This window comes from Chryseobacterium sp. MFBS3-17 (assembly GCF_020687745.1).
GTDB lineage: Bacteria > Bacteroidota > Bacteroidia > Flavobacteriales > Weeksellaceae > Marnyiella.
The window spans coordinates 1-25,547 of record NZ_JAJEWK010000004.1; the positions used below are offsets into that span (position 1 = coordinate 1).

28 protein-coding genes and 1 other RNA gene are annotated in these 25,547 nt (G+C 40.3%); 10 read left to right on the forward strand and 19 right to left on the reverse strand.

Features of this window, described 5'->3' with window-relative positions; all coding sequences use genetic code 11:
- The 7 genes from LKO26_RS02250 to LKO26_RS02280 all read left to right on the forward strand — a co-directional run.
- The coding region (locus LKO26_RS02250) for a peptidoglycan DD-metalloendopeptidase family protein (RefSeq protein WP_227586200.1) at positions 1-2,895 on the forward strand (2,895 nt) is incomplete at its 5' end.
- Positions 2,896-2,906: 11 nt separating this feature from the next.
- Entirely contained in the window at positions 2,907-3,569 is a 663-nt protein-coding gene (locus LKO26_RS02255; protein WP_227586201.1) for a hypothetical protein, read from the forward strand.
- Between the two features lie 114 nt (positions 3,570-3,683).
- Positions 3,684-4,685, forward strand: a complete 1,002-nt coding sequence (locus tag LKO26_RS02260; protein ID WP_227586202.1) for a hypothetical protein — start codon at positions 3,684-3,686, stop codon at positions 4,683-4,685.
- Positions 4,673-5,332 (forward strand): hypothetical protein, encoded by a 660-nt coding sequence (locus LKO26_RS02265; protein ID WP_227586203.1) that lies wholly within the window; start codon positions 4,673-4,675, stop codon positions 5,330-5,332. Before LKO26_RS02260 ends, LKO26_RS02265 begins: the two co-directional genes overlap by 13 nt.
- A 107-nt stretch (positions 5,333-5,439) precedes the next feature.
- On the forward strand, positions 5,440-5,721 hold the full coding sequence (locus LKO26_RS02270; protein WP_227586205.1) for a transposase: 282 nt from the start codon (positions 5,440-5,442) through the stop codon (positions 5,719-5,721).
- A gap of 19 nt (positions 5,722-5,740) precedes the next feature.
- A complete protein-coding gene (locus LKO26_RS02275; protein ID WP_227586206.1) occupies positions 5,741-6,016 on the forward strand; it encodes a hypothetical protein in 276 nt (91 codons plus the stop codon).
- Positions 6,017-6,862, forward strand: a complete 846-nt coding sequence (locus LKO26_RS02280) for a hypothetical protein (RefSeq protein WP_227586209.1) — start codon at positions 6,017-6,019, stop codon at positions 6,860-6,862. It abuts the gene before it with no gap.
- A gap of 111 nt (positions 6,863-6,973) precedes the next feature.
- Here LKO26_RS02280 and LKO26_RS02285 read toward each other — a convergent pair whose 3' ends face one another.
- Both LKO26_RS02285 and atpD read right to left on the reverse strand, forming a co-directional pair.
- Entirely contained in the window at positions 6,974-7,255 is a 282-nt protein-coding gene (locus LKO26_RS02285; protein ID WP_227586210.1) for a FoF1 ATP synthase subunit delta/epsilon, read from the reverse strand.
- A gap of 92 nt (positions 7,256-7,347) precedes the next feature.
- The gene (gene atpD / locus LKO26_RS02290) at positions 7,348-8,856 is read right to left on the reverse strand and encodes a F0F1 ATP synthase subunit beta (protein WP_227586211.1); all 1,509 of its coding nucleotides are present in this window, start codon (positions 8,854-8,856) and stop codon (positions 7,348-7,350) included.
- Positions 8,857-8,958: 102 nt separating this feature from the next.
- On the opposite strand from atpD, the gene LKO26_RS02295 reads away from it, so the two are divergent.
- Positions 8,959-9,879: a bifunctional riboflavin kinase/FAD synthetase gene (locus tag LKO26_RS02295; protein WP_227586213.1), complete on the forward strand. Its 921-nt coding sequence runs from the start codon at positions 8,959-8,961 to the stop codon at positions 9,877-9,879.
- Between the two features lie 12 nt (positions 9,880-9,891).
- Here LKO26_RS02295 and LKO26_RS02300 read toward each other — a convergent pair whose 3' ends face one another.
- Complete coding sequence (locus LKO26_RS02300) at positions 9,892-10,242, reverse strand: MmcQ/YjbR family DNA-binding protein (protein ID WP_227586214.1); 351 nt, start codon at positions 10,240-10,242, stop codon at positions 9,892-9,894.
- A 67-nt stretch (positions 10,243-10,309) separates the two neighbouring features.
- Here LKO26_RS02300 and LKO26_RS02305 point away from each other — a divergent pair, with 67 nt between their 5' ends.
- Complete coding sequence (locus LKO26_RS02305; protein ID WP_227586216.1) at positions 10,310-10,969, forward strand: NAD(P)H-binding protein; 660 nt, start codon at positions 10,310-10,312, stop codon at positions 10,967-10,969.
- Between the two features lie 77 nt (positions 10,970-11,046).
- Here LKO26_RS02305 and LKO26_RS02310 read toward each other — a convergent pair whose 3' ends face one another.
- From LKO26_RS02310 to LKO26_RS02345, 8 genes are all read right to left on the reverse strand, one after another.
- Entirely contained in the window at positions 11,047-11,520 is a 474-nt protein-coding gene (locus tag LKO26_RS02310) for a glutathione peroxidase (RefSeq protein ID WP_410681432.1), read from the reverse strand.
- 143 nt (positions 11,521-11,663) lie between these two features.
- Positions 11,664-12,326, reverse strand: a complete 663-nt coding sequence (locus LKO26_RS02315) for a histidine kinase (protein ID WP_227586219.1) — start codon at positions 12,324-12,326, stop codon at positions 11,664-11,666.
- 46 nt (positions 12,327-12,372) lie between these two features.
- Entirely contained in the window at positions 12,373-13,107 is a 735-nt protein-coding gene (kdsB, locus tag LKO26_RS02320; protein ID WP_227586220.1) for a 3-deoxy-manno-octulosonate cytidylyltransferase, read from the reverse strand.
- 20 nt (positions 13,108-13,127) lie between these two features.
- Positions 13,128-14,381: a pyridoxal phosphate-dependent aminotransferase gene (locus LKO26_RS02325; RefSeq protein WP_227586222.1), complete on the reverse strand. Its 1,254-nt coding sequence runs from the start codon at positions 14,379-14,381 to the stop codon at positions 13,128-13,130.
- Positions 14,382-14,441: 60 nt separating this feature from the next.
- Positions 14,442-16,160 (reverse strand): phospho-sugar mutase, encoded by a 1,719-nt coding sequence (locus LKO26_RS02330; protein WP_227586223.1) that lies wholly within the window; start codon positions 16,158-16,160, stop codon positions 14,442-14,444.
- 74 nt (positions 16,161-16,234) lie between these two features.
- Complete coding sequence (locus tag LKO26_RS02335) at positions 16,235-16,936, reverse strand: GIN domain-containing protein (RefSeq protein ID WP_227586224.1); 702 nt, start codon at positions 16,934-16,936, stop codon at positions 16,235-16,237.
- A 21-nt stretch (positions 16,937-16,957) separates the two neighbouring features.
- On the reverse strand, positions 16,958-17,926 hold the full coding sequence (locus LKO26_RS02340; protein ID WP_227586225.1) for a glycosyltransferase family 2 protein: 969 nt from the start codon (positions 17,924-17,926) through the stop codon (positions 16,958-16,960).
- Between the two features lie 3 nt (positions 17,927-17,929).
- Positions 17,930-18,541: a DUF4199 domain-containing protein gene (locus LKO26_RS02345; RefSeq protein WP_227586226.1), complete on the reverse strand. Its 612-nt coding sequence runs from the start codon at positions 18,539-18,541 to the stop codon at positions 17,930-17,932.
- A gap of 72 nt (positions 18,542-18,613) precedes the next feature.
- Here LKO26_RS02345 and ffs point away from each other — a divergent pair.
- Positions 18,614-18,711, forward strand: an RNA gene (ffs, locus tag LKO26_RS02350) — signal recognition particle sRNA small type.
- A 1-nt stretch (position 18,712) separates the two neighbouring features.
- On the opposite strand, the gene LKO26_RS02355 is transcribed toward ffs, so the two are convergent.
- From LKO26_RS02355 to LKO26_RS02390, 8 genes are all read right to left on the reverse strand, one after another.
- Complete coding sequence (locus LKO26_RS02355) at positions 18,713-19,495, reverse strand: NUMOD4 domain-containing protein (RefSeq protein WP_227586227.1); 783 nt, start codon at positions 19,493-19,495, stop codon at positions 18,713-18,715.
- A 62-nt stretch (positions 19,496-19,557) separates the two neighbouring features.
- Complete coding sequence (locus tag LKO26_RS02360; protein ID WP_227586229.1) at positions 19,558-20,238, reverse strand: metal-dependent hydrolase; 681 nt, start codon at positions 20,236-20,238, stop codon at positions 19,558-19,560.
- 61 nt (positions 20,239-20,299) lie between these two features.
- Positions 20,300-21,229 (reverse strand): 1,4-dihydroxy-2-naphthoate octaprenyltransferase, encoded by a 930-nt coding sequence (menA, locus tag LKO26_RS02365; protein WP_227586230.1) that lies wholly within the window; start codon positions 21,227-21,229, stop codon positions 20,300-20,302.
- Positions 21,230-21,267: 38 nt separating this feature from the next.
- Positions 21,268-22,755, reverse strand: a complete 1,488-nt coding sequence (locus LKO26_RS02370) for a PH domain-containing protein (RefSeq protein WP_227586231.1) — start codon at positions 22,753-22,755, stop codon at positions 21,268-21,270.
- Complete coding sequence (locus LKO26_RS02375; protein WP_227586232.1) at positions 22,745-23,299, reverse strand: PH domain-containing protein; 555 nt, start codon at positions 23,297-23,299, stop codon at positions 22,745-22,747. Before LKO26_RS02375 ends, LKO26_RS02370 begins: the two co-directional genes overlap by 11 nt.
- A gap of 79 nt (positions 23,300-23,378) precedes the next feature.
- Positions 23,379-24,215, reverse strand: coding sequence for a 1,4-dihydroxy-2-naphthoyl-CoA synthase (locus LKO26_RS02380; RefSeq protein WP_227586233.1), 837 nt, complete (start codon positions 24,213-24,215; stop codon positions 23,379-23,381).
- 60 nt (positions 24,216-24,275) lie between these two features.
- Positions 24,276-24,503 carry a DUF2007 domain-containing protein gene (locus LKO26_RS02385; RefSeq protein WP_227586234.1) on the reverse strand — a complete coding sequence of 76 codons (228 nt, stop codon included), beginning with the start codon at positions 24,501-24,503 and terminating at the stop codon, positions 24,276-24,278.
- Between the two features lie 127 nt (positions 24,504-24,630).
- A complete protein-coding gene (locus tag LKO26_RS02390; protein ID WP_227586236.1) occupies positions 24,631-25,512 on the reverse strand; it encodes a helix-turn-helix domain-containing protein in 882 nt (293 codons plus the stop codon).
- Positions 25,513-25,547: the final 35 nt, after the last annotated feature.

Consider the following 25,547-nt stretch of genomic DNA (forward strand, 5'->3'; position numbering starts at 1 on the left):
GATGAAGGCGCCCATCATGAATATTATGTAACGGCCAGTTCGGCCGGTAAAATCGGGGGTTCCAGCCAAACCAATGTGAATGTGACCAATCCCGGTTATAAACCCAAACCCAGGGAAGATTCGCCAAAATTCCCGGCGACCTCTACCTCCACTGTCCCTGAAAAACCAGACTCCGAAAGCAAAATTCTGGACGCTTATTTTGTAAACGGCAAAAATCAGAAATTGACAAAGGCTGCCGTAGGAAATCACGTACAGGTGCAGATCATTACCCGCAACATGCTGGGGAAGCACGTTCAGTACAAAGTCTGGGAGTATGATACGGCTAAAAATGATTTGGTATACGAAAGCGGAAGAATTGAGGTGAAAGGAGACATCATCAACACTTCGGGATTTACCCTTACCCAAGCAATATTCGACAAAGGAATTGATTTCGGGAGACTGGATCCGGACAGCAGCAGTCAGAATTATTTTATAGAAGTCCTTCCACTGGACGTTTCTGCAGAGTCCCAACGTTTCGGCGTCACCCCAGAAGCCCTGATGACCGTAGAAACCGGAAAATCTGCCGCGGTGGTGAGGGAGCTGAAGGGTGAGAAAATTGAAAATATTATTGATGCGTATTTTGCCAAAAAAGAATATACCAAACAAACGGGTGAAGACGCAGGAACATTTGAATACAAATTTGCAGGAAATGGAAACAGAACAGCAGATAATGCCCAAAAAGAAAATATTGCCAAAGCTATTTTGGGCAAACCCAGTGTGGTAGCATTAAAAGATAAAAAACAATACACCACTATTGAAGCTATTAAAGCGGCACTTACTGCTGATGTGTATAATAAAGACCAAAAAATCACCTTTAAAACCTTTAAATTGGGTGAAGACTTCAAAAGAGTAAATAGTGCTCCTTTGGAAGAAAAATTGTATTTGGTAGCCACTACTTCTATGTTAGATGGCAAAGAAGCAACCATAATTATTAAAGAAAAAGATGGCATTATTAAAGGAAGTGCAGGAGCAATTTTGCCAGTCTTGGAAATTACAGAAGAGCAAATGGAACAAAAAAATTCTTCTGGAGAAGTACAGGGAACCGAAAAAACAGAGTTTAAAGGAACAGTACAAGACGGCATGGTAAAAATCCCTATACACCTCCGTCCAAAATCTGATGATGAACTGAAACAATGGAAAGATAAACTGGCGAAAGGTAAACAAGATGGCACCTACACTTATACTTTTGAAAACCAAACCTCTTTACCCAACGGTAGCGGTGACGAGAAAAAACGCATTGCAGGAATCATCTTAAACAATGCTAAAAACGGTTTGCGAGGAAACCCACCAATAGAAAACGGAAAAACCGCATATGCAGAAGAGATAGAAAATGCCTTAACAAAAGAAAAATATGCACAAGGAGAAACCATCACTTTTGTACTATACAAAAAACAGGAAGAATTATTATATCTTCATGTGAAATCAAAAGGACTAAAACAACACGACAAAGAGTTTTTAAAGCAAGAGGGAGCATATTTTCAGATTGGTGGTGGGAAATGTCCTAGATGTACCGAAAAAATTACACTTCAACAAATCGAAGAACTTTTTGGAGAGCTATCTTCTCACAAAGCTTTTAGACAAGAAATAGTTGACAGTCTAAATAAATATATTTTTGAAAAAGGAAGAGAAATTCATATTAATACTTGTTTAAGAAAAGCACATTTTTTCGCACAAGTAGGTGCAGAAACTTTAGGAATTAATCCAGATTGGATGGTAGAAACTGATAAATTTAGATATTCTGCATCACGTTGTTTAGGAATATTTAAAGAGAGGGCAAAAAGATTAAATGCTGCAGGATTATTAGAAACTTATTGTAATGATAATCCTCAAAAAAGACTATTAAATTATATGTATGCTCATGAAAATGGATTTGGAAATGGTAATGGAAATGAAGCGAGTGGCGATGGTTATCTATTTAGAGGAAGAGGTTTAAAACAATTAACAGGAAGAGGAAATTATAGAGATGCATCAAATATTTTAAAAGAAACTTTTTCTGAAGAATATATAGATTTAGAAGCAAATCCTGACAAGGTAAAAGAAGCAAAATATGCCGTATTATCAGCAATTGCTTTTTGGGAAAAACATGAAATTTGGAAGACAGCTGATAATTTAAAAACTTCGACTGATGAAAATATCAAGAAAATAAGAGCATTGGTAAATCCTGGATTAGCAGGATGGAGTGATGCTAAAAAATATTTTGAAAAAGGATTAACTGTATTTAAAGTCAACGAATGTCAACCTGTAGAATCAAGTGATAATTCTGTATGGCATGATCCAATCGATTACTCACAAAGAACATATTATAATTCTTCTGGAGTTCATAAAGAACAGAATGGAGCATTTGGACCAGTTAGATTATATCCAGATGGTAAACAAAAAAATCATCAAGGATTAGATATTTTTGCAGATATAAACACTCCTTGTAAAGCATGTTTAAATGGTACTATTGTAAGTTATAAAAATGAAGGAGCAAATGGATATGGCAATGTATTGGTTTTAGAAGTAGAAGGAAATGACTTAAGGAATGCAAAAAGAAATTATTCACATGAATTTTTATTGGAAAGTGAGAAAGGTGATGGTTTTGATATAAATGCTGACAAATTCTATTTACGATACGCTCATTTAGAATCTGCTGTAAAAACTAGTGGTAAAGTTGATGTGGGTGATGTAATTTGCTACTCTGGTGATACAGGAAATGCCAAAGGAGTTCCAAATCCACATTTACATTTTGAAATTGCAATGAAACCAACAGGTAATGGAATAGGTCTTACCAATCGTTATAATCCAGCCTATTTTGTTAGATTGAAGCCGATAAAAAAAAGTGAACAAGATATTGTAAAAAACAAAAGATCATAAAAAAATATTGTATGTTTAGACCATTTTCATTTTATAAATTAGTATTTATACTACCTTTATTCATAAGCTGTAAATACAGTAAAGAACATAACAAAACAGCTATACCAGCTACTCAGCAAGTTTCAGTATCCGATACTAAACAAGTACCAAAAATTGAAAATGTCAAATCTCAAGTTATTATTGAGACTGATTTTAATGTAATAAAACCTTTCAAATATATTGAAAATGACAATAAATATATTAACAATGACACTCAACTAATTATCAAATCTGATAATACTTTCATGCTGACAAAAAAGGATTTTGTTGTTGATGAAATTGATTTATCAGAGTCTAATTATGAAGGTCCAGGATACAATATATTTTCATTTCAATCCAAATCAAATTCACAATTTGAAATTGTTATAATTGAAGCAACAGCAGATATTGGTACAGATTGGTATTATGTAATTATCTTAAATAATGAAAATCTGATAGATAAGTTTTATATAAAAGAACCTAGAGCAAATTCTGAAAATACAAGTATTGGAGATTTTATAAAAATTTCCATGAAAAATGACATACTTAATATCAAATTTAAAAAAGATAAAATTGCCAAATATTCTGAAAAAATAAATAATTTAAAAAGTGATTCTCAGTATTATTATCTAACCAAACAAATAGGAAATAAATAATATATACATGTCCCTATTGAAGCAGCAAGGAGTTCATTTTTTGGAAGTATTCAAATTGACCCCTGAACAATTTATGAAAACTAAATTTGACTAAACCACAAAAGGGAATAAACTATGAAAATAAAGCTAATTATATTAAATCTAATATTATTAATCAATATTACGAGTTGTAATGGTCAAGATAAAAAACACACATCAGTAATTGAAAAAACAAAAAGCACTAAAATTTCTATTACGGATAACTTTGATAAAGTAGATAAAGTATATTTTGCCCCTAACGATAAGAGCATATATTCAACTTCATTAATTAAGAATTTGGGAAAATATACTATTTACTATATTCCTAAGTCCTCCAAAGACAATGATTATTATCAAAATTTCGAAAAGAATAATAATATTAAACCTTTGTATGACGAGTTAAATTCTTCAACCTATTACTCTCAAGATGACAATAGAAAAATAGATAAAATACTAAAGGAAAAAATAAAAAATGAAGCAGATTTCCAAATAATAGGAACTTTCATTGATAAGAAGTACATTAATATTGAAAATGAAAATGATTATTCAATCAATTTTCCTTTTGTGCAAAAATATTATAAGAAAGAAAACAAGAAATGGATTTTTCTATTTGACAAGAATATTACAAATGATGATGATGAAATAAAATACAATAATCGAAGTTTCATTAATTCACAAATATTAGATAAGGATAAAAAAACTGAAAATCAATATTCAATCAATGGTCAATGGCTTGTAGATTGTGAAAAAGGAGTTGGTAGTTTATTAGTTAATAATAATGATGTTTCATTGACTGTGCTTTATAATCAAATCTATATTGACATGGTAGAATTGAAAAGATATGATGATGAAAATGGTATTGCCTATAAACTTAAAGAAATTCCCGAAGATATTGGTAACATTGGACGAAATCTTAATTGGAAAGAATACTTAAATAATGAACCTATTGCTTATGTTAAAATGATTGATAACAAAACAATGCATTTTTACTGGTATGGATTTTATAATAGCAAAACGAAAAAAAGAGAATTTAAGGAGATTAATTTCAATCAAGAAACTGCTAATAAAGACATCATTTTAAAGAGGTGTACCCAATAAAAAATTATTTTATATTAACCTTATTTTTTATTTTTCTTTTCTCCTGCAAAAAACAAGAAGTCAAGAAAAACATAACTGTACAACAAGATACTTTATCCAAAGTAAAATCTAAATTTGAAAATGTTGACTCTAATAGCCATAAGAAAATTTATATAAATGAAATAGAAAAAAATAATATAACAAACATTGATAAATATAGTAAAGACAGTGCATATTTTAGCAGAACTTTTGACATTAACAAAGATGGAATATTAGATAAAGTTATTAGTAGTAATCCGTATGAAGGTGAAGACTTATTGGTCTATCTAGGTAATAAAAATTCTGAATATACATTAGCATTGAGAACAATTAATTTTTCACAAGATGGTGGGAATCAAATTTCAGATATAAAAGAATCAAAAGAAGGTTTTGAAATTATAACCAGATTTCCTGATCGAGGTGATTTTCAAACTAACTACAGCATCAGTTATAATAAGAATTCTTTTATCTTAAAAAAAATTAAGACAGAATCTTACTCATGGCAAGATAAATATACAAATACATGTATTCAGAATTTAAATTTTAACATGAAAAACTCAATTGAATCACTGTTCAAAACTATAGGAAGTACTAAAGAAGATTGCACAAAACAATATGATAATAAGTAGTCGCTCCTTAAAATAGCATCAACAGATTGACAATCAATATATTAATAGTGTTTTTTCTTGCTTTGTTTGCAGGATTTCGTATCTAGGAGCATTAAAACCTTGCAAATATGTTGGGGAAAAATCCAAAAAAGCAGCCAGAATTATTCCGCCCGATGTTGGTGGACTTTATTGATAACCAACACGAACTTTTTCTACTTTCCGAGAAAATAGACTGGAATTATTTTGAGGAAGAATTTTCCCCGCTATATTCCAAGACGGGCAATCCGAGCCATCCGATCCGCTTTATGGTGGGCTGCCTGCTTCTGAAACACCTTTATAATTTGGGAGATGAGACCCTTGCTTCCGCCTGGATCATGAACCCTTACATGCAGCATTTTTGTGGGAGGTAGTAAATCTCACAAAAATGGTATGAATGGTGATTTAAGATATTTGAGAAAAGATAAAAGGGGAGGAAAAACTGATTTATTTAATAATGGGGAAGATTTAGGTTGGAAAGGACTAGATGAAGATAGACAAAATAACTTTAATGATTTATTATATAAATTTGGGTGGAAAAGTATGCTTTCACAGAATTATGGTGAAAGAAAAAATAAAATTTTACGCAGATGTACTAATGATTCAGATAATAATCACAATGACCATTTGCATATACAAGGATATCAACCAACTTTAAAAGAATTATAAATGAAATATATACTATGCTTATTATTTTTAATACAATTTAAAAATTGTAAATCTGAGACGCAATCTTTAGAAAAAATTTCTAATGGAAATGTTGCATCGATTAAGCAACAAAACACCGTCCAAGATAATTATATAGTAAATTCTATAGACAAAAATTCTATTGGGGAAAAAATTGCTGATAAAAGTAAAATAGAATTTTTGAAAAGCAAATTATTAGAATCATTTGATAGAGAAATAGTAAGACCTTATATGTGGGATATTTTCACTTCATCAAATGACACTTTATTAGAATTTCATCCATTCAAAAATTTTACAATTAATGGTTTTGTCTTTAAATCATACTATATCAATATCCATTACGAAGATGCAACATACCAAGCTATTCTAATAATTAATGATAATAGCGATAACCTATTTGATAGTCTAATTATCTATGAAAATTTAGAATCAGAAGAAAAATACCAAAGAATATCTAGAATCATAGGTGATAAAATAGAAATTCAATTAAAAAACAAAGTTACAGAAAACAAAATTTTCATTATAAAAAACGGTTTATTCTTAGATTATTTTCAAGAACAAAACGTTGACATGAAATGGGGAAATAAAGAGGAAAGGCACTCAGATACAGTTTATGAATATGAGTTGAAAGGAAAAACAAATAATCATTTAAAAGATGGTTATTGGATTGAAAAAAAATACTCAATGAATTATGGAAAAATAATTATCGAAGATGGAACTTATAAAGATGGAATTAAAGATGGCGAATGGAACTATTCTCCAGATGGACCTGTAGATAAAGTTGATTTGTTTAAAAATGGAGTGAAGATAAAAACATATTACCCGTAATGGCATTCATAACTGACACCACACCCAATCATAATACTTACCCTCACCATAGCAAAAGCCCCGTTATTTCGGGGCTTTTACAGTATTGTATTCGTTGTCGTCGGGGTGCAGTCACTCCGCCAGAATGATTCCTTTGTTATTGCTGAATTCAATCACTCCGCTTTTTACCTTGAAGGAATATACATTTTCCTTTTCGTTTTCCTTCACAAACTTATCTGCGAACGGTTCCGAAATTTTATCCGTAAAAATCTTTACTTTCCCGTTGATCAGGGAAGCTACGATCGCGGCGTGATCTTTCATGATGTGAAAATCACCATTTTTTCCGGGAAGCAAAACAGATTTTACATCACCTTCAAAAACCACAAACTCGGGAGTTAATATCTTAATATTCATTTCATTTATATTTGAAGATTCAGATGTCAGATGTCAGATGTCAGACAAGCTAAAGTCTTATGTCTGGCATCTGCTATCCTGTGTCTTATTGATTAAGCGTTTTCTGCAAGCATTTTCTCACCGGCTTCTATAGCTTCCTCTATGGTCCCTTTCAGGTTGAAGGCCGCTTCCGGATATCTGTCCAGCTCACCGTCTATAATCATGTTAAATCCTTTGATGGTATCTTTAATGTCTACCAAAGCTCCCTTCAGACCGGTAAACTGCTCTGCTACGTGGAAAGGCTGAGAAAGGAATCTCTGCACTTTTCTGGCACGGTACACCACCAGTTTATCTTCTTCAGAAAGTTCTTCCATACCCAGAATCGCAATGATGTCCTGAAGTGCTTTATATCTTTGCAGAATTTCTTTTACGCGCTGTGCAGTATCGTAGTGCTCATCACCCAGAATTTCCGGAGTCAGGATTCTGGACGTAGAAGCCAGCGGATCTACGGCAGGGTAAATCCCCAGGGAAGCAATTTTTCTGTCCAGTACGGTAGTCGCATCCAAGTGGGCAAATGTGGTAGCCGGTGCCGGGTCGGTAAGGTCATCCGCAGGTACATAAACCGCTTGTACAGAAGTAATGGAACCGTTCTTGGTAGAGGTAATTCTCTCCTGCATGGCACCCATCTCAGAAGCCAGAGTCGGCTGGTAACCTACCGCAGACGGCATACGTCCCAATAGTGCAGACACCTCAGAACCTGCCTGTGTAAAACGGAAGATATTGTCTACAAAGAACAGAACGTCTCTACCCTGTCCCTGTCCGTCACCATCACGGAAATATTCTGCAATGGTAAGACCGGAAAGTGCCACACGTGCTCTTGCTCCCGGTGGTTCGTTCATCTGTCCGAAAACGAAAGTACACTTAGAGTCTTTCATTTCTTCCAGATTCACTTTAGAAAGATCCCAGCCTCCTTCTTCCATGGAGTGCATGAACTCTTCACCATATTTTATAATACCGGACTCCAGCATTTCTCTCAGCAGGTCATTTCCTTCTCTGGTACGCTCTCCTACTCCTGCGAATACAGAAAGACCACCGTGTCCTTTGGCAATATTGTTAATCAACTCCTGAATCAGTACGGTTTTACCTACACCGGCACCTCCAAACAATCCAATTTTACCCCCTTTTGCATAAGGCTCAATAAGGTCAATAACTTTGATCCCTGTAAAAAGCACTTCTGCAGAAGTGGAAAGCTGGTCAAATTTTGGAGCTTCTCTGTGAATTGGAAGTCCGTTTTCTTTGGAAACCTCCTGAATTCCGTCTATGGCATCACCCACCACATTAAACAATCTTCCGTAAACTGATTCACCGGTAGGCATGGTAATCTGACGTCCGGATCCTACTACTTCCTGCCCTCTCTGCAGTCCGTCTGTTGCATCCATCGCGATACATCTTACAGAATCCTCCCCTATATGTTGTTCTACTTCCAGAACTACCTTATTGCCATCTGCCTTGGTAATTACCAGTGCATCATAGATATTGGGAAGTTCATCTGCATTTTTAAAAACGACATCGATAACAGGACCGATAATTTGCGAAATTTCTCCTTTAATATGGTTTGCCATTGCTAAATTTTTTCTGTGTGCAAATATAGCCAATATTCCCAAATCTGCAATTGCTTCAAAAGAAGATTTTTATCATATTTGCACCACCAAAAAAATTTTCTTTTGAAAATCATTCAGCGCTTTCAGGATTACGAGCCACAGACGCCACTCGCACTTTCCATCGGAATGTTTGATGGGGTCCACATCGGCCATCAAACCATTATCCGTCAGCTCAATACGATTGCTGCAGAGAACCGTATGGAATCTGCCATCCTCACCTTCTGGCCGCACCCGCGCACCATTTTTAATCCGGATGATGACCTGAAATTACTGAATACCATAGACGAAAAAACTTACCTGCTCCAAAAAAACGGCGTTCAGCATTTATTTCTGAAGGAATTTGATGCCCCGTTCCGCAATCTTACCGGTGAAGAGTTCGTACATGAAATTCTGATCCGCACGCTGAATGTGAAACATCTCATCGTAGGCCATGATCATACCTTCGGGAAAAATAAAAGCGGTGATTTTGCTTTACTGGAGAAAATGGCTCCCGACCTGGGATTCGGGGTACAGCAGGTACAGGCCGTGGACTATCTGGGAAAACACATCAGTTCTACCCAGGTGCGCAATGCACTGGCTGCCGGAAACATTAAGGAAGCCAATGCCATGCTGGGCTACGTGTACTCGGTTACAGGAACCGTGGTACATGGTAAAAAAATAGGCCGCACCATCGGATTTCCTACCGCAAATATTGCCACCGATGCATTGAAATTTCTACCCGGAAAAGGGGCGTATATTGTGGAAGTCTTTGTTTTGGGCGAGCGGCACAAAGGAATGCTGAGCATAGGCCACAATCCTACCATAGGAGAGAACGCACTCTCCGTAGAGGTACATATTCTGGATTTTGACCGCGATATCTATGGCGAAAAGATTTCAGTAAATTTCCGTGATTTTCTGCATGAGGAAATCAAATTTGACGGGCTGGAGTCCCTTACCGCACGCCTGGCAGAAGACGAACAACTGACCAGAGATTTCCTGTTTTAGAACGTTTGTTCATCATTTATTCAACGCCTCCTGTACTTTCTTTGTCAATGTTTTAAAAATCATTTCGTAAGAATGATCGATCAGCCGGAAAATCAGATCGGGTTTCAGACCTTCGCAGACCACCGTATTCCAGTGGGTTTTGTTCATGTGATATGCTCCGGTAATCTGCGGATGATGCTCCCGTAATTCTGCAGTCCATTCCGGGTCGGTCTTTACCGTAATCTGCAGAGGTTGTTTCTCCAGCGGAATCAGTAAAAACATCTTGCCGCCCACTTTCAGAACCAGCGTATCGGCATCAAAGGGAAATGTTTCTTCTACGCCTTTCTTTGCGGCACAATAGGTTAAAATATCATTGACTTCCATATCATCTCATTTGGGTTGAAACAAATTTTTGTAAATTTATACATTAATATTTCTTAATCATAACAAAATGAAAGCTTTGGTCATAGGCGCTACCGGCGCTACCGGTACCGATTTGGTACAAACGCTCCTGCAAGATAATGATTTCGAGACCGTGGAAGTGTTTGTAAGAAAGCCTTTGCCCCTGTCGCATCCTAAACTGAAAACGCATATCGTGGATTTTGACAAACCTGATGACTGGAAAAACCTGGTGCAGGGCGATGTGGCTTTTTCCTGTATGGGAACCACCCTGAAAGCCGCCGGCAGTAAGGATGCACAGCGCAAGGTAGATTACCATTATCAGTATGATTTTGCCAAAGCGGCGCGGGAGAATAAGGTGGATGATTTCGTGCTCGTTTCCGCTTACGGTGCCAGCCCAAAATCAAAGATTTTTTATTCCCGCATGAAGGGCGAACTGGAACGGGAGGTAAAAGGTCTGCATTTCAATAAACTCACCATCTTTGCCCCGGGAATTCTGGACCGTAAAAATTCTGAACGCACCGGCGAAGTGCTGGGCGGTAAAATTGTAAAATTCGCCAATAAACTCGGTATTCTGCAGCAACAAAAACCCTTGCCCACCGAAGTTCTGGCGCAAGCCATGGTGAACTCGGCCAAAATAAAATCCAATGGCTATTCCAAGATTAAACTGGGCAATATCTTCAGTTTTGCAGAGAAATCCAATCGCTCCTGATTCTGGCTTGTAAAATATTTCATCCACAAAAAAATCCGTTTCCAGATAAGAAAACGGATATTACAGATGTCTGTATTTTATTTCAGATGTTTGGTAATGGATTCTGAAGTCGGTTTCGTAGTGCTCACATAGGAATCAATCAGTTTCCCTTCTTCATCCACCAAAAATTTGGTAAAATTCCACAGGATTTTGGTGTTTTTTACGCCATTCAGGTCTTTGCTGGTGAGGTATTCAAAAATGGGTGCGATATCGCTGCCTTTTACCGATACTTTACCGGCCATAGGAAAGGTAACGCCATAATTTTTCTGACAAAAAGCGCCGATTTCTTCATTGCTGCCCGGCTCCTGGCCTCCGAAATTATTGGCCGGAAAACCTACCACAACCAGTTGGTCCTTATATTTTTGGTACAATTCTTCCAGATCAGCATACTGCGGGGTAAAACCGCATTCAGAAGCGGTGTTCACAATCAGAATTTTCTTGCCTTTGAAATCGGCAAAATTAATGTCGTTGCCATCCAGGCCTTCCACGGTGTAGTCATAAATATTTTTCATAGCAGTGGTTATATCGGTTTCAGTTTTTTGTTCCGTATCTTTTTTCTGATTGGTGCAGCTCTGAAAAAAAGCGGCAATAGTCAACAGAAATATGAATATTCTTTTCATAAGTTTCAGGTATGGGGTGTTCTATATATGAACGGTTAAAATTTAAAAGTATTGGCCGGCAGTACTTTATTGACCTCAATTTTATGCAGACTGATTACGTAATCACTGTCTTTTTTGGGAGATGAAGACTCCAGTCTGTACGGCATAATGAGACTGCCGGTCTTCCGGAAATCACTGTACGTAAGTGTTTCGTCTTTTTTAATCTCCTTCAGCAGCATAAAACTCTTTACATCAAAAAAATAAATGGTTGTATTCACATTTTTCTGGAGTTCCACCTTATGACAAAGGGCATCACCTACCCTTTCTTTGCCGGTGTACTTTGCGGTAAACCCTTTGCTTTCCCAGTCTATAAAATCATTGTCAAAGTTTTGCGCTTCATAATTCGGATATTCCTGAAGTTTGTTGCTGGCGTAGTTCATGGCATAGCCTTTTTTACCGTCATACCCTTCTATAGCCGTTTCTTTTTTGCTGATGGAAATGGTCGTTTTGGCAAGATTTGGCCTTTGCTGGTAAATGGTCATCGGGTACTCATCATTTACCCCCAGCGTTACTCTGCCATGCAGAATCACACTGTTCAGCAGCTTCCAGTTGGTAAGTCCGCCGGTGGCTTCTATATTTCTGTCAATGATTTCCTTCGCCGTCTGCGCATATATAAAATGTGCTGAAAACAGCGCCAATACCCAAAATATTTTTTTCATTCCTTCGCTTTAATGCTCAAATATAATTTATTTTTTCAGAGAATACCTATTTGTTGCGGTCTATTAATCTTCTTGCTTTCTCCAGATCTGCCGGTACATCAATGCCTACTCCCACGAAATCGGTTTCAATCATTTTTATTTTCATTCCGTATTCCAGATACCGCAGACACTCTATTTTCTCTGCCGTCTCCAGCGGTTCTACGGGCAGCGCAGCAAATTCCAGCAAAGCTTTTTTCCGGAAAGCATACACCCCGATGTGCTTAAAATAATTAGTCTTCACAACAGTTTCACGGGCATAAGGAATCACCGACCGGCTGAAATACAGGGCAAAACCATTGCGGTCTGTAATCACTTTCACATGATTCGGGTTTTCTATATCATCCGGCTCTGTGAGTTTAATCTTTAAGGAAGCCAGTGAAATTTCCCTCTCCGGATCGTCATTAAAAACGGCAATCAATTGCTGCAAAGGCTCGAGTTTAAGAAATGGTTCGTCTCCCTGCACATTCACCACAATATCGCAGTCCAGATCCTGCACTGCTTCGGCAATCCGGTCGCTCCCGGTTTCATGCGCTCCGGTCATGACGGCCTTTCCGCCGGATTTTTTAATTTCTTCAAAAATAATCTGCGAATCTGTGGCCACAAAAACATCATCAAAAAGAGCGGTATCCATCACATTCTGATACGTGGTGGCGATTACCGTTTTATCTCCCAGCATCTGCATCAGTTTCCCGGGAAAACGGCTGGCTTCATATCTGGCGGGTATTACAGCAATTACTTTCATGATATGGTTTAAGTGCTGACTTATTTTAATTGTTTCAGTGCTTCTTCCAGCCTTGGAAGCATATTTTTGATTTCTTCTTGGGACAGACCGCCTGCCGAAGCACGGAACCACGGCATATTCCGCGAATTACCAAATGCAGAAAATGGCACCAGTGCCACGCCGGCATGCTCTATCAGATAAAATACCAGATCTGACGAATCTGCTACAGAACTGCCATCCGGCTTGGTTCTCCCCAGATAATCCAGCTCTATGGTCAGATACATAGCGCCCATGGGCTGAATGGCATTCACAGAGAGCCCGTGGGAACGCATTTCCTGAATCCCGTCGTAGAGCACTTGGAGACTGTCTGCAATTTTCCCTTTGAAGTCCTGTACAAAAAGGTCCACTTCAGTACTTTCATTCAGAAAAACAGACACTGCCTGCTGTTCCGGCTTGGGTGCCCATGCACCAATATGTCCGAGCAGTGCTTTCATTTTATCCATAATTTCCGCAGGTCCGAAACTCCAGCCCACACGGAGTCCCGTGGCCGCAAAACATTTGGATGTTCCGTCTATGTACACGGTATAGGGTTTCAGCTCAGGGAACAAACTTACCGGATTGTAATGCGCCTCACCAAAAGTAAGCAACGCATAAATCTGGTCGTACAAAATATAAAGTGGTTTCTGATCGGCTGTCCGGCTCTTGTTTTCCTCGATGACCAGACTGCAGATTTCGCTGAGTTGCTCCTTCGTAAACATCGTGCCGGTAGGATTGAGTGGTGAACAGATTGCCAGCAACACTGCATCCTTTAAATGCGGTTTCAACTCTTCCGCCGTAGGGAGGAAATTGTTGGCCTGCGACGTTTCCACCTCTATTTTTTCTGCCTGGGTAAGGTAAGAATAGTGATTATTGTTCCAGGAAGGTGTGGGGTAAACCACCTTGTCCCCTTCATCTACAATGGCCTTAAAAGCTGCGTAAATTAACGGTCTGGATCCGCCTGCAATCAGAATTTCATCTGCCGAATATTCCAGACTCCAGCGCTGTTTCAAATCCGATGATACTGCTTTGCGCAGGGACAAAAGTCCGTTGGCCGGAGGATAATTGGTAAGGTTATGCTGGTAAGCTTTCTGAATTTCACTTTTCAGCAATGCCGGAATCGGGTACAGATTGGCGTCCAGATCCCCGATGGTAAGATTGGCAATTTCTGCGCCCTGACTTTTCATATCATTGACCAGATTTCCGATTTTTATAATTTCTGAACCAATGAGATTCGCGGCTAATTTTGAGACTTTCATAAAAATGATGTTTATTGTTAATATTGCCGGCACCGGCCAGCAGGTCAGTGATACTGTGGTTTACAGATTAAGGTCTGCTTTTACCTGCAGAATTTTTGCTTCCAGCAGAGGCAGTTTTTCCCTGAAATCCTCTTCAGAGGTCACGGAATCCTTTACCGATACATAAAATTTAATCTTGGGCTCGGTTCCGGACGGGCGCACACAAACTTTTGTGCCGTCTTCGGTATAGTAAATCAATACGTTCGATTTCGGAATGTCATCCATTATCGTTTTCTTTCCGGTGAGCACATACTGGCAGGTTTGCTCCTTAAAATCTTTCAGTTCTGCTACTGCCGAACCTGCAATCTGCTTAGGAGGATTTTCCCGGAAGTCCGTCATCATCTGTGCTATTTCTTCAGCACCGGTCCGTCCTTTCCGCACCACATTGACCAGACCTTCATAATAAAACCCGAGTTCTTTATAAATATCAATCATGTACTGGTACACTGACTGTCCATTAGCCTTACACCAGGCGGCAAGTTCGCAGGCCACCAGAATAGAGCCGCAAGAATCCTTATCTCTTACAAAATCACCCGTCATAAAACCAAAGCTCTCTTCGCCACCGCAAATGAATTTTTCCTGACCTTCAAAGTCGCGGATCATTTTGCCAATCCACTTGAATCCGGTAAGGCCCACTTTGCAGTCCACCCCGAATTTTTCGGCGATATCAAAGAAAATATCTGAAGTCACAATGGTGGAACCAATGAATTCTTTGCCCGATATTTTACCGGCCTTCTTCCACTGATCCAGAATGTAGTAGGTAAGAATGGTATTGGTCTGGTTGCCGTTCAGCAACTGCATTTCTCCATCCAGATTACGTACGGCAATGCCCAGGCGGTCACCATCCGGGTCTGTACCGATTACAATATCTGCATTGGTGAGCCTGGCAAGATCCATGGCCATTTCCAGCGCAGCCGGCTCTTCCGGATTGGGAGATTCCACCGTAGGGAAATTTCCGCTGGGAATCATCTGTTCCCGCACCAGATCTACCCTGGTAAACCCTGCTTTTTTTAATGCCTTCGGAATTGTGGTATAGGTGGTTCCGTGTATAGAGGTAAATACAATATTCAGATTGTCATAGCCAGTTTTATCTTTCTGATACAGGGAATTTTCTATGCAGGCATCTATATACACATCATCCTGTTCTTCGCCAATCCATTCTATCAGTTCATCATTTCCTTCAAATTTGATTTCATCAAACCGGGTGGCATAGACTTCACGGATGATATTTTCATCATCCGGCGGAACCACTTGTGCACCATCATTCCAGTACACTTTGTATCCGTTATATTCCGGTGGGTTGTGGGAGGCGGTGAGCACAATTCCCGCATTGCATTTTTTGTCCCGTACGGTAAATGAAAGTTCAGGTGTAGGGCGGTGTTCGCGGAAAAGCAGCACACGAATTCCATTGGCCGTCAGTACATCTGCAACCAGTTTCCCGAACTCTCTGGAATTATTTCTTACGTCATACGCAATGGCAACTTTAATGGTCTGATCCGGAAACTGCTGATGCAGATAATTGGCCAGTCCCTGGGTGGCCTGTCCCAGCGTATATTTGTTGAGGCGGTTGGTTCCCACGCCCATAATGCCGCGCATGCCGCCGGTACCAAATTCCAGTTCGCGGTAGAAGGAGTCTTCCAGATCGGGTGAACCGGAGTCTATAAGGAGTTGTACAGCGTCCCGGGTTTCCTGGTCAAAGGTGTCACTGAGCCAAAGATTTGCTTTTTCTAATGTTGTCATAGGTGTTTATTTTTCTGAAAGTAATCCCATTATTTGTGGATTTAACTTTTATAATTTTTAAACTGATAATCATGCTAATCCAGCATTTTATTTTCTATAAGAGCCGTTTTATCTGCTTTGAAAGCCCGGATCGGGTCATTATAGTACAGAAATTTTGCAGTGTTTTTAATGCTACCTTTTAGGGAATCCTTTACTTGAACTTCTGCATAATTGCCGTTTCGGGAGTCAATATCCATATTCTCTACCAGCCAGTACGGTGCTATAAAATTGGCCGTATCCTGAATTTTGAGCACCGCTTTGCCGGTACTTCCTTTAAAATTGGCACGGCTGGTATCAAAAAGTTCCACTTCAGCTCTCCTGGATTTTACTGAACCTATAAAAATAGCATTATTTTTTAAATGAAGCCTGAAATTATCGGTCTGTATTTCACTGGAAATATTCATTTCCACAGAATCCGTCACCGTGATCCGTTCCGGGTTGTATCTGGAATAAACGGTTACACTATAGAAATCAACGCCTTCGGTTTCGCGTTTTTCGCTGATATCCAAAGTACGGTCCTTTACTTTAATATTTAAATTTTTAAAGATATTGGGATAGGTTTCCACACTCACGAAATTTTTATCGCTCTGTACATAAAATACGCGGTAACTGCCCTGCAGGCTCAGGTTTACAAATTCCTCCACTTCCACTTCTGTGGTTTCAATATCTCCTTTTGGTGAAATATTCCCGCAGGAAATGAGGGTGAGGAATACAAACAGGTACAACAGATTTTTCATGGAAGAAGTTTAGAAGGTTAATTAAATAATCTCGTCAATTGTATAATTTTTGTGCTCACGGTTACTGCGGATGATCATTTCTCCCAGGAAACCGGCTATGAAGAGTAAAGTTCCCATCAGCATCATGGTAAGGGAGATAAAAAACCACGGATTATCTGTGATGAGATGACCATACACTCCTTTTGAGACCGCAATCAGTTTGGAAATTCCCAATCCCAGTGCTGCAAAGAAGCCGATGATGAACATGAGCGTGCCCACGGCTCCGAAGAAATGCATGGGTCTGCCGCCAAAACGGCTCACGAACCACAGGGTCACCAGATCCAGAAATCCGCGGATGAACCGCTCGGTGCCGAATTTTGAGGTCCCGTAAGGCCGTGCCTGATGTTTTACTTCTTTCTCTGTTATTCTCCTGAAGCCGGCATTGGCCGCCAGCACCGGAATGTAGCGGTGCATATCCCCGTACACATCTATGGATTTTACTACTTGTTTTTTATACGCTTTCAGTCCGCAATTGAAATCATGCAAATCTACTCCCGAAACCTTTCGGGCAGCAGAATTAAAGAGTTTTGAGGGAAGGTTTTTGGTCATGACGTTATCAAAACGCTTCTTTTTCCATCCGGAAACAATGTCATAATCGCCGTTCACTACCATGGCATAAAGTTCCGGGATTTCTTCCGGAAAGTCCTGAAGATCCGCATCCATAGTGATGATGACCTCACCGTTTGCCCGTGCAAAAGCGGCATGTAAGGCTTGTGATTTTCCATAATTACGGGAAAACCGGATGGCGTGCACCTGTGGATTTTCAATCTTCAGATTTTCAATAATACTCCAGGAAAGATCGGTGCTTCCATCATCTACAAACCAGATTTCGTAAGAAAGATTTTCGCTGCTGCAAACGCGCTCTATTCTGCCGAAAAGTTCTTCCAGAGATTCTTCCTCATTCAGAAGGGGTATGATGATGGAAAGGTTAAGGGTATTCAAGTTAATCATTCTTTAGGAGTTAGAGGTCTGTTCGGTATCGGGCATTTCAGAAATTCTGGTTCTGTAGAAGCTCCCGAAAAACAATGACAAAAGTAAAAAATACACACAATACCCTGCAAAGACATAGCCGAAATATTTTAGGGTAAACATATCTTCATTTTTGGATTCTTTGGCTGCAATCCGCACTTTAGCTTCTTCATATTTGGCAACCAGCTCATCCATCTCCACACTTTCCGGCTTAATCATCTGCCTGGCATCGCTGTATTCTTTTTCCAGCGACCTTTTGTAGCTGTCTATATACTGGTAGTTCAGCAGATCTTTGGTATCAGTATCCACATAGGTTATGTACACAAAAATAGAAGCCACTGTAAGCAGGCCGCCTGTGAACATGGGAATAAATGCGCGGCCATATGCCTCTTTGAAGGTGAGGTATTTCTTCCACCGGCTATAAGAACTCACAGAGAAATAAGCGCCCAGAGCAAAAACCAGCGGAACAAAAAAAGCATTGAGGGTAATGGAATTGCGATAATAGTCTACATCTCTGAAGAAAATATTCGTGATAAAGAACGCAGTCATGATGACGGCAAAAATCAATAAACCAACGGTATAAACGTTTCTGAACATAAGTTTTAGTTATAATTTTAATTTTTTTTAAGTTTGAATTTTGAATTTTAAATTAAACCCGTATCTTTGCATCGGCAAGTCCTACACAACCAGCTCCTGTGAATCCTCCAGGGTGGGAACGCAGCAAAGGTAAACGGTTGTAGCGGTGTGATGTAGATCGCTTGCCATTTTTTATTTCTTTTTTTCTTCTATTAAATCTTCCAGTAACTTTACATGACCCCAGTTCTCACCGGTTTTGATGCGGTGAATCTGCATGTCTGTCACATGAAAACGTTTGGCCAGTTTGCGCAGGGTATCCCCTTTTTTCAGCCTTTTTTTGATAGCCAGCACATCTGCTTCGCTTAGTTTTGCATTTCCTGCGGTAGGTTTCAGATCCATGAATTGCTTTTTAAAAGCATACAGCACATTTTTGGGATGCTTCTTGGCACGCGCATTCAATTCTTCCTGTGAAGCCCACGCCAGATTATTCATGTGATTATTTTCTTTGTCAAAATCTTTATGAATAAGAAATTCTTTATGCTGATCTGCCGGCGGATCCAGAAACAGTTCAGCCACCGCTTTATGCTTCAGAACAGCCACATGAATACAGCGTTTTTTGTCTATTTGCTGGTTCAGTTTTTTTCTTTTCTGTATCAGTAAATCCCGTTCCTCCCGTAACTCAGCAATATTGCTCAGCTGATGGTCTTTTTTGCGCGAAGTTTTAATCAGATCATTAAGTTCATCTATTTTTTCCTGCAACGTTTGAATTCTTTTCTGATCAGCCGCAGACCTTTTTTTAAACAGTTTCATCCGCAATATGGGATACCCGCCCTGCAGCGAGCCTTTTACGATCTTACCTTGCGGATGGAATTTCGTAAAAGTTCGGGTATTGCCGAAATTAGATACCTGAAGCCGGAAAACACCTTCATACTCATAATTCAACGGATAATCTTTCCAAATTTCTTCTTGCGTCATTGTTTTATTACTTGAAAAACAAAAGTACAAAACCACATAGAGACTCCGATGATATTTCTGATTTAAAAATCAAACACTTCGCCCAATGCAGGCAACACCAGCTCTATTTCCCTTTCGGCAAAGAGCGCTTTTGCAGCTCCGTGATCTATGCGGATGGGCGGGAATGTATCAAAGTGACAACCAATTACTTTCGGGGTTTTCAGCAATTCGGCGGCGGCAAAAGATGCTTTTCGTGCGCACATGGTATAATGCGCTCCCACCGGCAAAACAGCCATTGTAATATCTCCGTACAGCCTGGGAAACAGTTCCATATCTGCCATCACACCGGTATCCCCCGCGAAATAGAGGTTCTTGCCGGGCAGTCTGAAGATATATCCGCAAGGCTGACCACCATAGGTACCATCCGGAAAACTGGACGTATGAGATGCGGGAACCATAGAGATTTTCAGATCTTCTATTTTGGCAGAACCGCCGAAGTTGATATCGATGGAATTTTCATGCCCGAAATACTCGCAAATCTCCGGCTGACCAATGATCTGAGCATGCGGATGATTTTGAAGCACCTCGCGCACATCTGCCGTATGGTCACCGTGTGCGTGGGTAATCAGGATATAGTCAATACTTTGTGCGGAAAGATCAAAACCACTCTGCTCTTTCTGAAAATTATAAAAAGGATCACTTAAAATATTCTTACCCTTGTAGCTGAACAGAAAGCAATTCTGCCCCAGAAATTTAATCTTCATATACGGTTGATTTTGTAGATTTATTGATGATTGATGATGCTAAATTACACAATTATGCCGGTTAAAAATAATTGAGTCCTACCGCCAGCATTACCGACATGGTGAGGGTGAAAATCCCGATTTGCTTCAGATAAGGATCCAGTTCCCGGGGATCTTTGGTCTGCAGAATTCTTCTTCTCATCGCAGCCATCGGGAATATCAGAATCATCACGATAAACGCATAGTAATTTCCGGTTTCATGAAATTTGTTCATCATTAAAAAAACCAAAATCAGTAGAATTGGCAATTGCAGCAGCACCATCTGATAGACCATGGCGTAGGTGAATCCCAGCCTCAGGGCCAGTGTTTTTTTGCCGCTGGCTGCATCGCTTTCTATATCCCGCATATTGTTGAGATTCAGCACTGCTGCGCTCATCATACCAATGGCTGTTGCCGGCAGTAAAATATCCCAGTGGAAAGTTTTGGTAAAGAGAAAATAACTTCCGCATACCGAAACCAGACCGAAGAAAACAAATACAAAAACATCTCCCAGCCCCATATACCCGTAGGGTTTTTTACCCACGGTATAGCCTATAGCTGCCAGAATACAGGCAATACCCAGTGCCGTAAAGATATAAAATTCGCTCATGAGATGATCTCTGAAAAACGCAAAATACAACAGTGCCAGTGTGGCCGCCAAAGCAAGAATTGAAAACAATATTACCGCATTTTTCATCTGTGCGGCAGTAATGCGGCCGGCAGCTACCGCACGCATTTCAGCTTCTCCCAGCCGGTTAGTATCTGTACCCTTCACCCCATCACCATAATCATTGGCAAAGTTAGAGAGAATCTGATACAGCAGCGTGACCAGAATGGCCAGGGCAAAAATCTTCCAGTCCCAGAAGCCTCCGTCTTCGGTGAGTCTCCAGCGGGCAATAAAACTTCCCATAATAATGCCGCTCATAGAAAGCGGTAACGTGCGCAGCCTTGCGGCTTGTATCCAGTCTGTCATATATTTTTGATCTCAGAAATGATTTTACATTTCTTTCATTAAACATTCCAATTTTTATTTTCCGCTTTAAAGATGATGTAATTGGTCCATCTTTTCAAAGTACACAGTGGTGCCGATTCCATGCCCAGACTACCGCCCGCAGTGTAGACCGTCACAGCTCCGGTATTTCGCTTTCTTTGCCAGAAAAACTGCGAAACTTCCACCATCTGGGCATCCTCTACCCGAGCCATTCTTTCGTCCACATCCCAGATTCCGGATCGCTCTCTGATGTAATTTTCACCGAAAAACAATGTACTGTTACGGTATTTTAGCACAATTAAAGGGCTCACAAATATACTGATGATAATGCTAAAATACATGGGAAATTCCAGGAAATACAAAAACGGCAGTATGCAGAGCGGAACCAGAATTGCCCAGATGGCCAAAACATAAAATAATCTGCGCTTTACCGGCTTTACCGCCTCCTGAAAAACAACTTCTCCGCCGAACAGAAATTTTTGCAGCACATCTTTTTCCTTGCTATTGCATGCCGGAACTATGGTGCTGGTTTTTTCTTCATCTTCATCCTCGCCAATTTGAGTAATCTTCAGGCTCAGCACGTCCATTTTCTTTTGCAAAGGATTCTGCGTCACACAGAAAATCTGAACTTTCTCCGGATTCACCATTGTTTCACGGCTATTGAAGAGGCCATAAGACACTTTCATCCGCTCATTAACCATTGAAATCCGTGCATCCCAGAACCTGATGATTTTCCTGACCGCATTGATGAACACTGCAGTGACCAAAAACAGAAACACCCCTGCAACGATGAGTATATTGGACCACAGAATATAATCCTGCAGCAACTGATCATTCATCCAGGGCGGCATGCCGGTCATAAAATACTCTGACAGTTTATCATAGAGGTAAAAAATCACTCCGATAAGCGCAAAAATGCTGTAAATGTAATCTGAGGTAAATCCCCATTTTATCAGGGAGACCACGGAAATCCGGAACTGTTCTTTTGTCTGCACAGGGGCTTCACTATCCGCGGCAGCCATTTCCGGAATCGGTTTGTCAGTTTTTCCTGCCATGAGGGCTTCCCGCAATTGTTTTGCGGTCCCCGCTGCCACTGCATTGATTCTCAATTCTTTTTTATCGGTGCCCGGCGAATCTATCTCTACCTGATAGATGCCCAGAATTTTATGAAAAAAAGGCTGATTAAGGGTCACTTCCTGAATTTTATGACGTTCTATCACGGTAATGGACTTATTGACAATGGCCTTTTCAATAACAAATTCACCGGTTTCCGGATTCAGATGATAAGTAAAATTCCGGTATTGTATAAAGGCGATAACAGCGGCACCCACCATCAGCAGGAGTATGCATCCGCCAATGAAAAGCTGGCGCTGTAATGTATTCTCCCGGGTAAAAATAATGACAAAAACAAACCAGAAATTCTTCAGAAACTTGCCCATCAGATACAGGAAAAGAATTCCCACACCCAAGAGGGACTGTCGTTGTGGCAAAGAAAAATCAATCTTCATCCGGCGTATTTAAAGAAACTGCTGTTGCGGTTTCGTTCTCAATCTTCTCCATAATCAGGCCTTTTATCCTTTCTGCAACTTCTGCCGGCAACCCCGGAACCCGGAGCATTGCTGCACTACCGCCTGCAGTATATATCACCAGTGTTTTGAGTTTCAGTGTCCGGGAGAGCCATCCTTCCAGCAGCGTAATATGCTGTATTCTGTTGAAAGGGACTATTGATGTTATTTCGCGAACCAGCCCCCGGCGATAAATAAGATCCCTTTCACGTACGGCATATTTGCGGTACTTGAATTCCCTTACGGTAATTAATCCGGACAAAATCATCATTACCAATAAAAATACACCCCCGCCATACGCCCACGGTATCCATTCTGCCGGTAAAAAGTACAATCCGGTCATAAATCCGGACCACAAGATGAACCAGAACACCGCAAAATTAAAGTAAATGACGGTCCGGTACCGGCCGGAAACAGGTTCCAGCGAAACTGATTCATAATCCGGCAGCGCTGTCATATGGAGCTGCGCATTCTGAAATTCGGTCATGGGCTACAGGAATTTAAAACAAGCGAACGGCGTTTTGCCAGTCTGCTCCGTTTTACGGGAATTTATTTTTGATTAAACGTTAAGATATCCACTGATTTTCTCCGAAATCGGGCTTTCTTTTTTCGAGGAAGGCGTTGCGTCCTTCCTTAGCTTCATCGGTCATATAAGCCAGTCTGGTGGCTTCGCCCGCAAAAACCTGCTGCCCCACCATGCCGTCGTCCGTAAGGTTCATGGCAAACTTCAGCATTCTGATGGAAGTAGGTGATTTGGCCAGGATTTCCTGTGCCCACTGGTACGCTGTATCTTCCAGCATAGCATGTGGAATTACCGCATTGACCATTCCCATAGCCTCGGCCTCCCGTGCGGAATAATTTCTTCCGAGGAAAAATATTTCGCGTGCTTTCTTCTGACCTACCATTTTGGCCAGATACGCCGAACCGTAGCCACCGTCAAAGCTGGTGACATCTGCGTCTGTTTGCTTGAAAATAGCATGCTCTTCACTGGCCAGCGTAAGGTCACACACCACGTGCAGTGAATGTCCGCCGCCTACAGCCCAGCCATTTACTACGGCAATGACCACTTTTGGCATGAAACGGATGAGTCGCTGAACCTCCAGGATATTGAGTCTGTGGCGACCGTCCTGGCCTACATAACCCTTGTGGCCGCGTGCTTTCTGATCGCCCCCGCTACAGAATGCATGACCGCCGTCTTTCGGACTGGGACCTTCTCCCGTGAGCAGCACGACCCCTACCGACGGATCTTCCGAGACATGGTAGAAGGCATCGTAAAGTTCGGAGGTGGTATGGGGACGGAAGGCATTGCGCACCTCGGGTCTGTTGATTGCAATCCTGGCCACTCCGCCGGATTTCTGGTAGGTAATATCTTCGTATTCTTTTACGGTAGTCCAGTTGATCATTTTCTGAAAATTTTCGGTAAAAATACGAAAAAATAAGGCGTGATTCAAAGCGTGAACAGGTCAGTCACTTTCCTCTTCTTCGCGTTCATCATTCACTTCGCGCAAAATTTCTGCAGCGCTTTCAAAATCAGCTTCATTCACCATCAGCATATAATTTTCTGCCACAGGCATCACGGCCACATGGTTGACGAACTCATTCCGGATGTACGATGGTATACCGCGCGATTCCAGTTTGGTCTGCGCAATCTGTACTTCATACAGGTAAAAGGTTTTCAGCAATATCTTCATCGGATTCATTTTACCTAAAGGTACGATAATCCGGCCAAACTCTTGTTGCAAAAAAAATGCAGGCTGGATTTCTGCTAATTCCTGACCAGTTCATATTTTCAGTTCAAAAACCAGGTTCACTTCACTATTATCCACCATAAGAACTCTTGCGAAAATTATCCGGAGTAATTCCTGCGGCTTTTTTAAAGTATTTGCCAAAATGGGAATTATCTGTAAACCCCAGTTCCAGAGAAATCTGCCGTACCGATAAATCTGTGTGAGACAGCAGTCTTTTGGCTTCCAGAATGACGCGTTGTCTGATGATTTCACCAGCCGGCTTGCCAGTAAATTCCTTCACGAGAATATTGAGGTAATTGGGCGTAACAGACAGTAGTTGAGCATAATCCCGGGTGGATTTCCATTCTCTGAAATTTTTATTCACCCGCTTTTTAAACTCAATAACCAGTGTTTCCCGGTAATCCGGCGTCACGAAGTCCGACTGATTGCGGTCTGATAGAGAATCCATCTTCAGCACACATGATTTGAGTAAGAGGCAAATGATTTCATCTGTCACCGCACCTTCTTTTTTAAATTCCAGTTTGATATTTTCAAAGGTATGGAGCCAGAAAGGCAGTTCATCTTCAGGAATATCCACAAAAACGGGCAGGTTTTCCACCGCTGTATCACTTTTCACCAGATCGTTTCCGGTGAAAATAAGGTTGTAGAAAGATTTGGTAAAGAGAAGAATGTAACCTTTGATATCATCATTCAGTTTCCAGGTATGAATCTGGTCGTAGTTGATGAAGAAAAGCCTGTTGGGCAAAATTTCATACTCCTCAAAATCGATAATATGTGATCCCGAGCCCCCCAGACACAGAATGAAACTGTAAAAATCATGACGATGCGATTTTAAAAGATGTCCTGCATTTTTTAAAAAATGTGCGAATGAATACATACTGAAATCCATCATATCTCCCCCATCTTTCTGAATGGTGCGGAGTGTATATTTCACCGGTAGTTCATTGTTCATCCCTAATCAATCTGAAGACAAAGATAAGTGATTAC